General features: G+C 70.8%; 15 protein-coding genes. 10 read left to right on the top strand and 5 right to left on the bottom strand.

The genetic code is table 11. From position 1 onward, the window contains the following. Window positions 1-24 precede the first annotated feature (24 nt). Window positions 25-741, top strand: a complete 717-nt coding sequence (locus tag ACXYX3_RS03375; RefSeq protein WP_241205195.1) for a response regulator transcription factor — start codon at window positions 25-27, stop codon at window positions 739-741. Then, window positions 728-1,753 (top strand): sensor histidine kinase, encoded by a 1,026-nt coding sequence (locus tag ACXYX3_RS03370; protein WP_458610140.1) that lies wholly within the window; start codon window positions 728-730, stop codon window positions 1,751-1,753. Before ACXYX3_RS03375 ends, ACXYX3_RS03370 begins: the two co-directional genes overlap by 14 nt. A 76-nt stretch (window positions 1,754-1,829) precedes the next feature. On the opposite strand, the gene ACXYX3_RS03365 is transcribed toward ACXYX3_RS03370, so the two are convergent. From ACXYX3_RS03365 to ACXYX3_RS03355, 3 genes are read right to left on the bottom strand one after another with little or no spacing between them, the layout of a single operon-like run. Next, window positions 1,830-2,948, bottom strand: a complete 1,119-nt coding sequence (locus ACXYX3_RS03365; protein WP_458610139.1) for an NAD(P)H-dependent flavin oxidoreductase — start codon at window positions 2,946-2,948, stop codon at window positions 1,830-1,832. 25 nt (window positions 2,949-2,973) lie between these two features. After that, on the bottom strand, window positions 2,974-4,014 hold the full coding sequence (locus tag ACXYX3_RS03360; RefSeq protein WP_458610138.1) for an NAD-dependent epimerase/dehydratase family protein: 1,041 nt from the start codon (window positions 4,012-4,014) through the stop codon (window positions 2,974-2,976). After that, on the bottom strand, window positions 4,011-4,787 hold the full coding sequence (locus tag ACXYX3_RS03355) for an S-methyl-5'-thioadenosine phosphorylase (protein ID WP_241205191.1): 777 nt from the start codon (window positions 4,785-4,787) through the stop codon (window positions 4,011-4,013). Before ACXYX3_RS03355 ends, ACXYX3_RS03360 begins: the two co-directional genes overlap by 4 nt. Window positions 4,788-4,925: 138 nt before the next feature. On the opposite strand from ACXYX3_RS03355, the gene ACXYX3_RS03350 reads away from it, so the two are divergent. Then, window positions 4,926-7,856: an arabinosyltransferase domain-containing protein gene (locus ACXYX3_RS03350; protein WP_458610137.1), complete on the top strand. Its 2,931-nt coding sequence runs from the start codon at window positions 4,926-4,928 to the stop codon at window positions 7,854-7,856. Window positions 7,857-7,859: 3 nt separating this feature from the next. Here ACXYX3_RS03350 and ACXYX3_RS03345 read toward each other — a convergent pair whose 3' ends face one another. Continuing rightward, on the bottom strand, window positions 7,860-8,069 hold the full coding sequence (locus ACXYX3_RS03345) for a hypothetical protein (protein WP_241205189.1): 210 nt from the start codon (window positions 8,067-8,069) through the stop codon (window positions 7,860-7,862). Window positions 8,070-8,110: 41 nt separating this feature from the next. Between ACXYX3_RS03345 and ACXYX3_RS03340 the strand changes: the two genes are divergently transcribed. The 7 genes from ACXYX3_RS03340 to ACXYX3_RS03310 all read left to right on the top strand — a co-directional run bounded on the left by ACXYX3_RS03340 (window position 8,111) and on the right by ACXYX3_RS03310 (window position 13,996). Further along, window positions 8,111-8,983, top strand: coding sequence for a 1,4-dihydroxy-2-naphthoate polyprenyltransferase (locus tag ACXYX3_RS03340; RefSeq protein WP_458610136.1), 873 nt, complete (start codon window positions 8,111-8,113; stop codon window positions 8,981-8,983). Window positions 8,984-9,083: 100 nt separating this feature from the next. After that, window positions 9,084-10,088, top strand: a complete 1,005-nt coding sequence (locus ACXYX3_RS03335; protein WP_458610135.1) for an AAA family ATPase — start codon at window positions 9,084-9,086, stop codon at window positions 10,086-10,088. 10 nt (window positions 10,089-10,098) lie between these two features. Further along, complete coding sequence (locus ACXYX3_RS03330) at window positions 10,099-10,962, top strand: DUF58 domain-containing protein (RefSeq protein ID WP_458610134.1); 864 nt, start codon at window positions 10,099-10,101, stop codon at window positions 10,960-10,962. Next, entirely contained in the window at window positions 10,952-11,425 is a 474-nt protein-coding gene (locus ACXYX3_RS03325; protein ID WP_458610133.1) for a hypothetical protein, read from the top strand. Before ACXYX3_RS03330 ends, ACXYX3_RS03325 begins: the two co-directional genes overlap by 11 nt. After that, window positions 11,416-12,372, top strand: coding sequence for a hypothetical protein (locus ACXYX3_RS03320; RefSeq protein WP_241205184.1), 957 nt, complete (start codon window positions 11,416-11,418; stop codon window positions 12,370-12,372). Before ACXYX3_RS03325 ends, ACXYX3_RS03320 begins: the two co-directional genes overlap by 10 nt. Beyond that, window positions 12,369-13,280 carry a vWA domain-containing protein gene (locus ACXYX3_RS03315; protein ID WP_458610132.1) on the top strand — a complete coding sequence of 304 codons (912 nt, stop codon included), beginning with the start codon at window positions 12,369-12,371 and terminating at the stop codon, window positions 13,278-13,280. Before ACXYX3_RS03320 ends, ACXYX3_RS03315 begins: the two co-directional genes overlap by 4 nt. After that, on the top strand, window positions 13,277-13,996 hold the full coding sequence (locus tag ACXYX3_RS03310) for a hypothetical protein (RefSeq protein WP_458610131.1): 720 nt from the start codon (window positions 13,277-13,279) through the stop codon (window positions 13,994-13,996). Before ACXYX3_RS03315 ends, ACXYX3_RS03310 begins: the two co-directional genes overlap by 4 nt. Here the strand turns inward: ACXYX3_RS03310 and ACXYX3_RS03305 are convergent. Beyond that, window positions 13,993-14,370 (bottom strand): ester cyclase, encoded by a 378-nt coding sequence (locus ACXYX3_RS03305; protein ID WP_458611966.1) that lies wholly within the window; start codon window positions 14,368-14,370, stop codon window positions 13,993-13,995. The genes ACXYX3_RS03310 and ACXYX3_RS03305 overlap by 4 nt on opposite strands. Between the last annotated feature and the right edge of the window lie 50 nt (window positions 14,371-14,420).

Raw genomic sequence — 14,420 nt, 5'->3', positions numbered from 1 at the left:
GCCGCGTCCAGCTAACCTCGGGGGGTGACCCGTGTGCTGATCGCCGACGACGATGACGTCGTCCGGGATGTCGTGCGCCGATACCTGGAACGCGACGGACTCGACGTGTCCACCGCGCACGACGGCACCGAAGCGCTGCGTCTCCTGGGCTCCCAGCGCATCGACGTGGCCGTTCTCGACGTGATGATGCCCGGGCCGGATGGTCTGTCGCTGTGCCGCAACCTGCGCAAACGCGGCGGATACGCCGTGCCGGTGATCCTGCTGACCGCTCTCGGCGAAGAAGACGATCGCATCGCCGGGCTCGAGGCGGGCGCCGACGACTATCTGACCAAGCCCTTCAGTCCGCGTGAGCTCGCGCTGCGGGTGCGCTCGGTGCTGCGCCGCGCCCCGGCTGCCCCCGGCGTGCTGCCCATGGAGCTGCGGGCCGGAGAGCTGACCGTGTCGACCGCTGCGCGCACCGTCAGCTCGGCGGGCAAACCGGTGAGCCTCACCAACCGGGAGTTCGACCTACTGCTGTTCTTCCTCACCCACACCGACACCGTGTTCACCCGCGAGGACCTGCTCAAGCAGGTGTGGCACTGGGACTTCGGTGACCTGTCCACGGTCACCGTGCACGTCAAGCGGCTGCGATCCAAGCTCGGCGACCGCCATCGGGTGCAGACGGTGTGGGGTCGCGGGTACATGTGGGCCTCCGAGGGTTCCGACGAGCCGAGCGCCGGAAGCCCGGATGCCGACGACTGAATTCTGGGAGATCGTCGGCTGGGCCTTGGCATGTTCGGTGCCGGTGGTCCTGGTCGGCGGGGTGATGATCCGGCTGGCGCGGACGTGGTCGTTGGCCGTCAGCATGGTGATGCTCGTCCTGATCCCACTGCTCGCGACGCTGGCCGGGGTGATCGGCGCCAGCGGGTTCATGATCACCGAGACATTCGAGCGGACGGCGGTGGTGCTGGTCATCGTCTCGGTGGTGACGATCCCCGCCGCCGTGATGCTGGGCCGCTACCAGGCCAGGCGGACGGTCTGGGAAGCCGAGATCCGCGACTCCGAACGCGCCGCCGAGCATTCGCGGCGCCGGCTCGTCGCATTCGTCAGTCATGATCTGCGCACGCCGCTGGCCGGCATCCGCGCCGTGTCCGAGGCCATCGCCGACGGCGTGGTTCCCGACGACGAGGTGCGGGTGCACGCCAAGCACATCGAGCACGAATCGGTACGCCTGTCCGAGATGGTCGACGACCTGTTCGAGATGTCGAAGATCAACGCAGGCGCGCTGACGCCGTCCTTCGACAAGGTCGCGCTCGACGAGGTGGTCGACGACGTCCTGGCCGCGCACCGGATCGCCGCCGAACGCGCAGGCGTACAGCTCGAGGCGAACCTGCCCGAGGAGCCGGTGCGGGTGGTCGGCAGCGATCGGGCGCTGGTGCGGGTGCTGTCCAATCTGGTGGCCAACGCGATCGCGCACACACCCGAAGGCGGCAGGGTCGAGCTGGCGCTGGGCGCCGACGAGAACAGCGCGTGGGCGCGCGTCGACGACACCGGCGTCGGCATCGACGAGGCCGACCTGCCGCGGGTGTTCGACGTCGCCTACCGCGGCTCGAACAGCCGGGTGCCGCGCGCCGACTCCTCGCTCCCGAGCGGCTCCGGGCTGGGTCTGGCGATCGCGGCCGGGCTGGTGCAGGCACACCGCGGCACGCTGTCGGCGCACAACCTGCCGACGGGAGCCCGCTTCGAGGTGCGGCTGCCGCTGGCCGTCGACTGAGAGGGCTTCCGCGAGAGTGCCGTGGCGGTAGCGGCGATTGCTGCGCAGCTACCGAGAAAGCACTGTCGCGGGTGGGTCAGCCGGGCAGTGAGGTGTTCAGGCGCTCCGCGGCAGCCAGGTAGTCCTCGATGAACTCGCGCACGACCTCGCGGGCCGGCTTCACCTTGTTCATGAGCCCGACGCCCTGGCCGACGAAGTAGGTGGCCAGCGCCTGGGCACCCTCGTGCCCCTGGGCGGCGAGCACGTCGATGCGGCGGATCACCGGCTCGCACAGCATCGACTGCAACGGCAACGGCAGCGGCTGATGGCCCTGCGCGCTCGGCAGCCACGCATCGGTCCACTCGGACTTCAGCTGCCGCGAGGGCTTACCCGTACGGCCCGCCGATCGCACGGTGTCGCGGGAGGACGCGGCCAGCATCTTGGCCACCGTGTGCGGCGCCGTCTCGGCCTCCTCGGTGGTCAGCCACACCGAACCGGTCCACGCCCCGGCCGCGCCCATCGCCACCATGCCGGCCATCTGCCGTCCGGTCACGATGCCGCCGGCCGCCAACACAGGCACCGCGCCTTCGACGGCCTCGATCACTTCAGGCACGACGACCAGCGTGCTCACCTCGCCGCAGTGGCCGCCCGCCTCGGTGCCCTGCGCGACGATCAGATCCACCCCCGCGGCGACCTGCTTGACCGCGTGCTCCTTGGCGCCCACCAGCGCAGCGACCGGGATGCCCCGCTCCTTGCCCGCCTCGATCATGTAGTCCGGCGGTACGCCGAGTGCGTTGGCGATCAGCTTCACCGGGTGCGTCAGCGCCACGTCGAGAAGCTCCGGGCCGGTGTTGCCCGACAACGACGAACCGCCCAGCCGCCGCTCCGGCTCGGGCTCGATGTCGTGCGCGCGCAGCAGATCGTCGACCAGCTCGCGGTAGCTCTGGGGGATCCGGGAGGCGAGGTCGGCGCCCGAGAGCTTCTCCCCCTTGCCCTCGAACTTCGCCGGCACGATCAGGTCCACACCGTAGGGCTTGCCGCCCACCGCATCGTCGATCCACGCCAGCTCGCGATCCAGCTGCGACGGGCTGTACGCCGTCGCGCCCAGCACGCCGAACCCGCCGGCGTTGGTGACCGCGGCCACCACATCCCGGCAGTGGCTGAACGCGAAGAGGGGGAAGTCGATACCGAACTGGTCGCACAACGCTGAGCTCATGGGCACAGTATGGCTTTGACAGGTGTCAAGAGGGAAGGCCCCGCAGCGGTGCCGTGGCGAACTCGGCCAGGCCATCGGCCGGGTCGACCGCCGCGCGGAAGCCGAGCACCTCCGCCGCCTTGGCGGGAGAGGCGACGATGTGTCGCACGTCGCCGCTGCGGTATTGCCCGGTCACGACCGGGGTCACGTCACCTCGCGCAGCGCACAGTTCAGTGGCCACGTCCATGATCGAGATGGGGCGCCCCGAGCACACGTTGAACGCGTCGAAGCCCCGTGCATCCGCCTCGATAGCCGCGACGTTGGCCGCCGCCACATCGTCGACGTGGACGAAGTCCCTCATCTGCCCGCCGTCCTCGAAAACCCTCGGCACGTCGCCCTTTTCGAGAGACGAGCGGAAGATCGCGGCGACGCCGGAGTACGGGGTGTCGCGCGGCATACCCGGCCCGTAGACGTTGTGGTAGCGCAACGCGACGACCGAACCACCCGTCGACTCGGTCCAGGCCAGCGCGTAGTGCTCCTGCGCCACCTTGCTCGCCGCGTACAGGCTGCGCGGCCGCAGCGCGGCGTCCTCGTCGACCAGCGCCCAGTCCACCCGCTCACCGCCGACCGGGCAGAGGTGATCGAACATGCCCGCGTCGAGATCCTCGCGTCGACGCGGCTGCGGTTCGACGTCGCCGTGCTGGGGGCAGACGAACCGCCCCTGGCCGTAGACCACCATCGACGACGCCAGCACCAGACGTCGGCAGCCGGCCGCGAACATCTCCGCCAGCAGCACCGCGGTGCCCACGTCGTTGTGCGACGCGTACTTGGGCGCGTCGGCAGCGTTCACCCCGGCCCCGACGACCGCTGCCTGATGACAGACCACGTCGACGCCGTCCAGCACGCGCGCAACGGCCGCCGCGTCCCGGACGTCGACGTGTGTGACCCCGGCCGGGAGTTCGGCACCCTCCCCGTGGGCGGCGGGCAGCATCGCGTCGATCGCGACGACGTCGTGCCCGGCATCGGCGAGCTGGGCCCGGATGCGGGAACCGATGAAGCCGGCAGCGCCGGTCAGCAGCACCCTCACGGCAGCTCGAACGGCAGCGTGACGCCGGCGTGCGGCAGGCAGTGGGTGCACGTGCGCTCGGAGTCGACATTGGCGATCGCCTCGTGCACGAGCTGTTTGAACGGCACGAGGTTGCGTTCGAACTCGGCGAACACGTCGACCGCCGTCACGCCACCCCCCGACTCGATGCCCGCGTCCAGGTCGGTGATCAAAGCTATTGCTGCATAACACATTTCCAGCTCACGCGCGAGCACTGCCTCCGGGTAGCCGGTCATGTTGACCAGATGGAAGCCCTGTCCGGCGAACCACTGGCTCTCCGCCCTGGTGGAAAAGCGCGGGCCCTGGATCACCACCATCGTGCCGCCGTCGACGACGTCGGGCAGTCCGGTGACCGCCTCACGCAGCGTCGGGCAGTACGGATCGGCGAAGCCGACGTGGATGCCGCCGGAGTCGAAGTAGGTGTCCGCACGGCCGGACGTCCGGTCGACGAGCTGGTCGGGCACCACCATCGCGCCGGGACCGAGCGCCGGGTCGAGACTGCCGACGGCGCACGGGCCGAAGATGCGGCGCACCCCCAGCGCACGCAACGCCCACATGTTGGCGCGGTACGGCACGGTGTGCGGAGAGAATTCGTGGTCGACGCCGTGCCGGGGCAGGAACGCGACCTCGTGCTGTCCCACCGTCCCGATGGTGATCGCCGCGCTCGGTGCACCGTAGGGCGTGTCGAGATTCACCGTCCGCGCGTCGGGACCGAAGAACGAGTAGAACCCGCTGCCGCCGATGACTCCCAGCACTCACTTGCTCCTCACGTCTGTCGAACACTGGAGACCATTGTGGTGCATGCGATTGCCGCTGCGACGGTGACGGTGGCGTGACGTCTCGGCCCGAGTGCGGGGAAAACCGCCCCGGGCTCGGCAGGCTGGCCGACAGCCATGCGACACCGACAGCGGAGCCCTCGGACCTGGATCGCTGCGCTGATCGGGCTCGTCGGTGTCGTGAGTGGGCTGGCGCTGCCGTTCGCACCCGTCATCACCGAGACGACGACCATCAGCTGGCCCGCCCCCGGGCAGCCGACCGTCTCGAGCGCCGCACTCGTGGTGCCCTACCGCCCCCAGCAGTTGACGGCGACGGTGCCGTGTGCGGCGTTACGCACCGTGTCGCCGACCGCGGTCAGCGTGCTGGACACCGGAACCGGTGGATTGTCGATCACTGACGGCGAGGGCGGCGCGACGCTGCGGACGGGCGATGTCGAGGTGCGCGTGCCCCTGCCCGGTCGGACCGACTGCGCGGTCCGTTTCCAGGCCGGCCCCGCGGGGGTCTCGATCACCCAGGCCGACGGCCGAGTCACCCAACTCGCCGGCCAGCCGGTGCCTCGAGTGTTCGGCATGCACACCGACCTCGATCCCGCCGCAGCCGAGGGTCTTTCCGTGAAAGCGGTCATCGCGGCTCCGTTCACGACGACGCCGACGGCGATCAAGGCGGCGCTGCTGACCGTGCAGTTGCTCGCCGCTGGCGCGGCGTTGGTTCTGTTGCGCTCCGGTCGAGGCGCCCCGTTGCCGCTCCCGAGCAGGTGGTCCCGGCTGTGGCTGATCGACGCAGCGGTGATCGCAACGTTCTGTGGCTGGGCGGTGATCGGCCCGCTCGCCGTCGACGACGGGTGGGCGACCATGATCGCCCGCCATGCCGCGATGACCGGCAACCCGGGGAACTACTACCGGTGGTGGGATGCGGCCGAGGTGCCGTTCGCCTTCAGCCAGCAACTGCTGGCCCCGCTGACCGAGGTCAGCATCGCTCCCCTGTGGCTGCGGCTGCCCAGCACCGTGCTCGCGACGGCGACCTGGTTCGTGCTCAGCCGGGGCGTGCTCGCCGCGGCGCTGCCGACCATCGCCGCGACGGCCCGGGTCCGCATCCTCGCAGCGCTGGCCCTGCTGTGCGCGTGGCTGCCGTTCAACCTCGGCACGCGACCGGAGTCCTTCGTCGCCCTGGGGTTGACTGCCGCGCTGGCGCTCGCCTGGCGCGCACGCACCCCGAGTTCGCTGGGCTGGCTGGCGCTCGTCTGCGCGCTGACCGTGCCGATCAGCCCGACGGGGGTGCTCGTGCTCGCCCCGGTCCTGGTCTTCGCGGGCCGGCTGCGCGCGGCGGCGCGGGACGGACCTCATTCGCGACTGACCGTCGCCGCGCTGGTGGGCGCCGTCGGCGCCGTGGGACTCACCGTGATCTTCGCCGACCAGACCTGGGACGCGCTGGTCACCGCGACCGACTGGCACGCCTTCTTCGGGCCGTCGCTGCCGTGGTACGAGGAGCCGACGCGGTACCGCTATCTCCTGCAGACCGACCAGCAGGGCAGCTTCGCCAAGCGGATGCCGATCCTGGTCGGTGTCGCGCTGCTGCCGGTGGCGACGCTGCTGGCACTGCGCCGCCGTGACCGCACGGCCGCGGCGATGCGACGACTCGCGGCCGTCCTGGTGGTGATGCTCGCGTTGTTCGCCGTGGTGCCGTCGAAGTGGTCCTACCACTTCGGCGCGGGCGCCGGCGTGGTCGCGGCGTTCGTGACGGTCGCGGTCGTGGCGCTGGCGCGCCGGTCCCGTGCTGCCGGCCGGCGCGAGGTCGTCGTCGGCGTCGTCGGATCGGTGCTGCTGGCCGCGACCGTCGCGCTGGCCTTCGCGGGACCGAACGCCTGGTGGTTGCCGAACCTGTACGACCTGCCGTGGGCGTCGAGCCCGATCCGGCCCGCCGATGTGCCGCTCGACAACCCCGTGCTGTGGATCGGGCTGCTCGCGGCGGGGACCCTCGCGATGCTCACTCTCCGCCGGAGCACGCCGGCGCCGCTGCTGGCCCTCGGTCCGGCCGTGCTGACCCTGGTCGCGTTCGGCACAGTGCTGACCGTGCTCGTCGCATCGTTCGCCGCGGCGCCGATCCGGCGACCCGAAGGCTCGCTGGCGCTGGCGAACCTGCACCGCATCGCGTCCACCCGCGTGTGCGGGCTGGCCGACGACATCGAGGTCCTGCCCGACGGCGAGGTGCTCACCGCCGCCGAATCCGACAGTTCGGACTTGGGTTTCGCCATCGGCGCGGGCTTCTACCCGGGCGCACCACCGCCGGACGCCCCTGGCTCGGGCACGTCGCAGTACCTCTGGGGCAGCTGGACGACCGGCTCGGGCGCCACCGCCGACGTCACCACCCCGTGGTTCACGCTGCCCCCGCTCGCCCCCGACTCCGGCGTGGCACTGTCGGTGTCGGGCCGAATCACCGATGGCAACGCGCTGCGCCTGGAGTTCGGTTCGTCCGCAGGCTCGGGTGTCGCACCGACCGGTGCGCGCGTTCCGGTCGATCGGCCCGCAGCCGACGAGACGCCCGACAAGCCGCTGTGGCGTTCGATCGGGGTCGACGCCGCCGACGTGCCGGCGGGCTCGGATCGGGTCCGCATCCACGCCACCGACGACCGCACCGACGAGCGGGGATGGTTGGCCTTCACCGGTCCGCGGCTGCGCTCGACGGTTCCGCTGTCCACCTTCTTGGCGGCCAGCGGCCCGGTGTTGATCAGCTGGCCGCAAGCCTTCCTGTTCCCGTGCGTGCACGACCTCGCCGTGGTCTCCGGCGGCGTGGCCCAGACGCCGCGCACGGTGGTCGAGTCACCGCGGCCGTGGCTCACCGACGATCGCAATCCGGCGATCGGGGGCACCTTCGCCGGGCTCAGCGAGTTCGCGGCGCTCGGTGAGATCCCGAGCCGAGTGGTCGGTCACCCCGAGATCGACTGGGGCAGCGTGCGGGTGTCCTCGCCGGTGCAGGACCGCTACGCGCGTGCCACGACGAGATCGACGAACTGGGGTGTCGGCAGTCCCGGCCCACGGCCCGAGCGGTGAGGATCACTCCCCGTCGACGTGCTGCTCCGCGGCGCGCCGGGCGCCGTCACGGATCTCGAAGACGTCCGTGGCGAAACCACCGATCGCGTTCGCGACATCACGCACCGCGGTCGTGATGATCGAGGCGACCTCACCGACTGCCGTGGCACCCGCACCGACGATCTCCTGCACCATGTCCTTGCTGATCTCGCCCTTGCTGAGTCGGTCGTCCATGCGCTCAGTCTGCCACGGCAAGCACCTGCAAGACTGACCTCGTGGCGACATTCGGCCAGTGGGTGGAAGGGGCACGTCCACGCACGCTGCCCAACGCCGTCGCACCCGTGATCGCCGGCACCGGCGCCGCGGCGTGGCTCGATGCGGCGTCGTGGTGGAAAGCGTTGCTGGCGCTGCTCGTTGCGGTCGGGATGATCGTCGGGGTCAACTATGCCAACGACTACTCCGACGGCATCCGAGGCACCGACGACGTGCGGGCGGGGCCGCTGCGACTGGTCGGCTCGAAGCTCGCGGCGCCCCGCGCCGTCCTCACGGCCGCGGTGGTGAGCCTGGCCGTCGGCGCGGTCGCCGGGATGGTGCTCGCGTTGTTCTCCGCACCGTGGCTGATCGCCGTCGGAGCATTCTGCATCGCCGGCGCCTGGCTCTACACCGGCGGCTCCAAGCCCTACGGATACCTGGGTTTCGGCGAGATCGCGGTGTTCGTGTTCTTCGGGCTGGTCGCCGTGCTGGGCACCCAGTTCACCCAGGCGCTGCGCATCGACGGGGTGGGCGTGTTGTGCGCCGTCGCGATGGGCTGTCTGTCGTCCGCCGTGTTGGTGGCGAACAACCTGCGCGACATCCCGACCGACGCAGAGACCGGCAAGATCACGCTCGCGGTCCGGTTGGGCGATGCGCGGACCCGGGTGCTGTATCAGGGGCTGCTCATGGTCTGGGTGCTTCTCACGCTGGTGCTGTGCTTCGTGGCGACGCCGGCGTGCGGCGCCGGGTACCTGGCGACACCGCTGGCCGTGCGCGCGACCCGGCCCGTGCGCGCCGGGCTGGGTGGCCGGGACCTGATCCCGGTGCTGCGCGACACGGGCCTCACGATGCTGGTCTGGTCGGTGGCGGTGGCCGCCGCGCTGGCCCTCGGCTGACGCGGCGACAGAGACCCCCTCGGCCACGCCCACCAGGATAAAGACCCGTCCCGCTGCCTCGCCCGTTTGCCGGCCCGATCCCGGTGGTATTAACCGCGGGATGACCGCAGCCCCCGCACCCCGAGCGTTCGACGACGACGCGCGCGCCGCGCAGCAGGTCGTCGCCGCCTTGTCGACGGCATTCTCGGCAAAGGTGGTGGGCCAGCAACACCTGCGGGAATCCCTGCTGATCGGGTTGCTGACCAGCGGCCACGTGCTACTCGAGAGCGTGCCGGGTCTGGCCAAGACCACCGCCGCGCGGGTGATCGCCGAATCCATCGACGGACAGTTCCGCCGCATCCAGTGCACCCCTGACCTGCTGCCCAGCGACATCATCGGCACCCAGGTCTACGACGCGTCGACCACATCGTTCGTCACACAACTCGGACCCGTCCACGCCAACGTGGTGCTGCTCGACGAGATCAACCGCTCCAGCGCCAAGACCCAGAGCGCGATGCTCGAGGCGATGGAAGAGCGCCAGACCACGATCGCGGGCACCGTCTATCCGATCGAGGAGCCGTTCCTCGTCATCGCCACGCAGAACCCCGTCGACCAGGAGGGCACCTACGCGCTGTCGGAGGCACAGACCGACAGGTTCCTGATCAAGGAGATCGTCAGCTATCCCTCGCCTGAGGAAGAGGTCGAGGTGCTCATCCGGCGGGACACCGGGCTGTACGACCGGGGGCACCGCACTCGCCCCGTCGCGACGCTCGACGACATCCGGACCGTCCAGCGCGTCGTACGCGAGGTGCACCTCAGCCGGGATCTGATGCTCTACGCCGGCCGCCTCGTCGGCGTCACCCGCGACGCCGAGAAGTACCTGCCCTCCCACGTCGCCCGCGTCGTCAAATACGGCGCGAGCCCGCGCGCCACCATCGCGCTGTGCACCGCGGCGCGTGCGCTGGCGCTGCTGTCGGGCCGTACCCACGTCCTGCCCGGCGACATCGCCGATCTCGCGCACCGCGTCCTGCAGCACCGGTTGATCCTGAGCTTCGAGGCAGCCAGTACGGGCGTGACGCCCGGCCGGGTCATCGACGCGGCGCTGGCTGCGGTGCGGGTGCCCTAGCGGGGCGGCGGTGGGTAAGTACCTGGGCAGGGTCCGGTCGCTCTTCGGCGGCGACACCCGCGGCATGCTCGACGGGGGTCGGCACGCGCTGGTGCACACCCGCACCCTGGAGTTCGACGAACTGCGGCCCTACGTTCCCGGCGACGACGTCCGCGACATCGACTGGAAGGCCTCCGCGCGCTCCGGCGACGTGCTGATCAAACGCTTCGTCTCCGAAAAGCACCACAAGGTGCTCGTGGTGGCCGACACCGGTCGCGACATGACCGCGAGAACCCCGAGCGGAGAGACCAAAGGCGACATCGCCGGGCTCATCGTCGGTGCGATCGGACTGATCACGCTGGGCCGATCCGACGAGATCGGCATGGTGTTCGGAGACCGGCGCGGCAGCGTGAACATCCGGCTGCGCCGCGGTGAGACCCACATCGAGAGCATGCTGCACCGCTTCCACGACGCCGGCAGTGATCGCGCCGGAAGCGACATCACGTGCCAATTACAGTATGTGGCAACGCATTACCGGCACCCGATGCTCATCGTCGTGGTTTCCGACGAACCCGAGGTGGACGACCGGCTCGGCGATGTCGTGGGCCGCCTGGCAGCCCGCCATGACGTGCTCTGGGCGATGGTCGCCGACCGTTCGCCGACGGAGGTGGGCCGTGACGGCGGTTACGACGTCGGCGACGGTCGGCCGGTGCTCGCGACCGCGGCTGCCGATCCCCGAGTGGTCGCAGCCTACGAGCGGGCCGAACACCGGCGCCGGCAGCGCCTTGCCGAGATGTTGGCCGAGCACGCGATTCCCCATGTGAGGGTGGCGAGCAGCGCCGAGTTGCGTTCTCGCGTCGCCGAGTTGACGAGGGTGCGATCCCGTGCCGGATGATCTCCTGCGCTTCGTCAGTGGACCGCCGGGCTACTCCCTGTGGTGGCTGTGGCTCGGACTGGGCTTGATCCTCGCCGTACTCCTCTGGTACGCCGCCGTTTTCGTCTCGACACTGCCGTCAGGGCGGTTGCGCACGATGCCCCTGGTGCGAGACGCCCACGCACGTCTGCTGCGGCATCGCTTCGCAGGACGCGTCCGCACGATCCTGCGTCGCCACCGGGCCGGCGAGCTCACCGACGTCGCGGCCAGCGCCGCCCTGAGCCGGACGCTGCGTAGTTTCTTGCATCAGGCCACCGGCCGACGCGCCCAATACATGCAGCTCAAGGATATCGCCGCGAGCGATCTCGCCGGGGCGGCCCCGATCCTCGAAGCGCTCGGTGACGCCCAGTTCAGCGCCGACCCGGCGGCCGACGTCGACGAGCTCGGCGCCGACACCGAGGACGTGATCCGCTCATGGGGCTGACCTGGTGGACCGTGCCCGTCATCGGGGCGGTCGTGCTGACTCTGGTCGTCGTCGCCGCGGTGGCGCTCCCGACCCCGCGCGCGGCGCAGCGACGAGAACCGCTGGCGCACACCAGCCGTATGACGCGGCTCCCGGAATACCGCGCGGTGGTGCGGCGGCAGACCCGGGCGACGGCGATCGCCGTCGCGCTGCTGATCCTCCTGTTCGCAACGGCGGTCTGGGCCACCGCGCGACCGACTGCGCCGGTCGACACCGGGGCCGGACCGCGCGACGACATCATGCTCTGCGTCGGTCAACCCGCCACCGATCCGGCGACCGGACAATTCCTCGGGTACTTCGCGCGCCAGGCACTGACCTACGGCACCCAGCGAATCGGGCTCACCTCCGCTGACCGCCGGCTCGTGCCCCTGACCCGCGACTACCAGTTCGCCGCAGGACGATTCGGCGAATACGCCGACGCGGGCCGCACCGACAATCGGTCGCGCCTGGAATCCTTCACCGGCGCGGTCGAATACACCGACTACGCCCCGACCGTCGCCGACGTCCTGTCGCTGTGCCTGACCGGATTTCCCGGCTTCGACGCGCCCGGCGACACCCGGCGCTCCGTGATCTACCTGGGGCCGGGATCGTTGCGGGCGCCCGGTGACGACAGGCCGTCGCTGTTCACCGACCAGCAGGTGATCGACATGGCCCGCCGCGGCGGCATCCAGATCGACGCCGTCGCGACAGCCGGACGCCGAACCGACGACCTGGCCGCCATCTCCCGGTCCAGCGGCGGCACGTTCGTCCGGTTCGATGCGGCAACCCTTGACGGCGAGCTCGACGCCATGAGCGCCGGGGGGCGCGGTGTCGCAGACCAGCGACGCGACGCTCCCACCGTGGTCCTCGTGGCCGGTCTCGCGCTGGCCGGATTGCTCGGGGTCTCCCTGCTGGCGGTGCGGCGATGACGTTCGACCCGGTGCTGCCTCCCCTGGTCTTGGCCGCGGTCGCCGCGGTGCTGCTGCTCCTGCGCGCGCTGTCCGCCTGGCCCGCGATCACGTCCGGCGGGTGGGCACCGCTGCGTTGGGGCGCGATGACACTCGCCGTGGCCCTGCTCTTGCTGGCCGCAGCGCGCCCGGCGGGCGGCATGCGCTCAGAGGTGCGCGCACCGTCGTCCGCTCGAGGCGGCGAGAACATCTACCTCGTCGTCGACCGCTCCCCCGATTCGGCCATCCCGGACTTCGCCGGCCGGCCCCGGATGACCGGCATCCGCAACGACATCCGGGCCGTGATCGACGCCCATCCCGACGCCCGGTTCGCGCTGATCTCCTTCGCCGACCGGCCCGCCATCGACTGGCCGCTGTCCGCGGACACCTGGAGCCTTCGTCCCGTCGTCGCCGGACTCGAGCCCGTGGCCGGTGACGACGTCGATGCGGTCGACGCTGCCGCCGCCGCCACGGTGTTGCGCTACCAGCTCATCTCCGCGGCTCAGCAGTACCCCGGTTCTGACAACCTGGTCTACTACTTCGGCTCAGGGGCGCCGCAGTCCACCGTCCCGCAAGGGCAGTTCGAGGTCGGACGGGTCGACGGCGGTCAGGTGTTCGGGTACGGCTCGGACGCACTCGGCGAGCAGCGGCTGCGTGAGGTCGCAGACCAACTCGGCGTCGGAATGTCGGCACGGTCCCCCGGCCAGCCGCTCCCACCGACGGACCAGCCCAGCGAATCGTCACCGACCGACGGCATCGCCGGTGAGCGGCGCGACGAGTTCTACTGGCTGCTCACGCTCGTCGCGTCGGCCCTGCTACTCGTCGAGATCGGCTGGTCGCTGCGGGATCTACGGCGCGCCCGCGCCACGGCACGCGAGGTACTGACATGACCGGCTCTCCCCGCCCCGCTCGGCTGCGGCGGCGGCGACGCGTCATGCTGCTGTCGGCGCTGCCCGCCGTTATCGCACTGCTCATCGGCGGCATACTGATCTCCGTCGTCGTCGCAGGCCGATCGGCGCAGCAGGACTTCGCCTCCGGCGCCACCGGAGCGCTCTCCGACGACGTCGCGGTGCTGCAGAAGTTCGGCGTGATCGAACCGGCGACAGCACATTTCGCCGCGGGCGCGCTGGCGGTGCGCGAGGACCGGCTCGCCGACGCCGACGCCGAGTTCTCGGAGTCGTTGGCGCGCAGCGCCTTCGACCGCTCCTGCCCGGTGCGGGTGAACCTCGAACTGGTACGGGAACGCCAGGGTGACGTCGCGGCGTGGGAAGCGCGGCTCGACGACGCCCGCGAGCGCTACGCGGCCGCCCTGGACGTCATCGACGGTGCCCCGCCGGGATGCTTCACGGGCAACGACGACCCGGACGCGGATCGGCGTGCGGTGCGGGCGGACGCCGCCGGTCGAATCGCGACCAAGCTCCAGAACCTGGGGACCGTCGCACATCTTGCGCCCCCGCCGCCCCCGCCCGCGGTAGCCGCCGCACCGCCGGCGCCGAGCGGCGGAACGAACCCTGAGCAGTCGCCGCAGACACGTCGTCTCGACCCGGGCCAAGGCGATCCCCTCGACGCGCTGCAGCGACTGCTCACCGACGCCGCACCCCGCTAAGCGGGGGCCGTGCCGGTCCAGTATTCGACGACCTTGCCGTCGGCCACCCGCAGGATGTCGTTGCCGGTGAAGCGTGCCGGGCCCGATGAGGTGGCCCCCGTACTGATCCACCGGGCCGCCACGAGATCCCCGTCGACGAGCGGCCCGACATCGATGACGAACATCAATTCGCGCAGTCGCTTGCGTGTGTCGTCTACGATCGCCTGCAGCTGGTCGGGCCCCTGCACGTCACGGGTGGGCCAATGACCCACGAAATCGTCGGACACCAACTCGGCTGCGGTGGTCCTGCCGGCCCACAGCTCTTTGATCCAGCGCTGGTACAGCGCTACCGCACCCCCTGCGTCACCCTCGCCGGTGGCGCCCTGTTCGGTCATGAGATCGTGCTCGCTCATGTGACGCGGGTTACCCACCGCTTCCGGTGAGT

Source organism: Mycobacterium sp. Panama NTM2, assembly GCF_054355555.1.
Note: the sequence above shows the minus strand (reverse complement) of the source record. Positions and strands in the feature narration are given on the sequence as shown.

Bases quoted from the DNA above. Each gene is read 5' to 3' on its own strand.
- ACXYX3_RS03305 (WP_458611966.1), bottom strand. From the start codon at position 14,370: ATGACCGAACAGGGCGCCACCGGCGAGGGTGACGCAGGGGGTGCGGTA.
- ACXYX3_RS03310 (WP_458610131.1), top strand. From the start codon at position 13,277: ATGACCGGCTCTCCCCGCCCCGCTCGGCTGCGGCGGCGGCGACGCGTC.
- ACXYX3_RS03370 (WP_458610140.1), top strand. From the start codon at position 728: ATGCCGACGACTGAATTCTGGGAGATCGTCGGCTGGGCCTTGGCATGT.
- ACXYX3_RS03345 (WP_241205189.1), bottom strand. From the start codon at position 8,069: ATGGACGACCGACTCAGCAAGGGCGAGATCAGCAAGGACATGGTGCAG.
- ACXYX3_RS03335 (WP_458610135.1), top strand. From the start codon at position 9,084: ATGACCGCAGCCCCCGCACCCCGAGCGTTCGACGACGACGCGCGCGCC.
- ACXYX3_RS03350 (WP_458610137.1), top strand. From the start codon at position 4,926: ATGCGACACCGACAGCGGAGCCCTCGGACCTGGATCGCTGCGCTGATC.
- ACXYX3_RS03320 (WP_241205184.1), top strand. From the start codon at position 11,416: ATGGGGCTGACCTGGTGGACCGTGCCCGTCATCGGGGCGGTCGTGCTG.
- ACXYX3_RS03315 (WP_458610132.1), top strand. From the start codon at position 12,369: ATGACGTTCGACCCGGTGCTGCCTCCCCTGGTCTTGGCCGCGGTCGCC.
- ACXYX3_RS03365 (WP_458610139.1), bottom strand. From the start codon at position 2,948: ATGAGCTCAGCGTTGTGCGACCAGTTCGGTATCGACTTCCCCCTCTTC.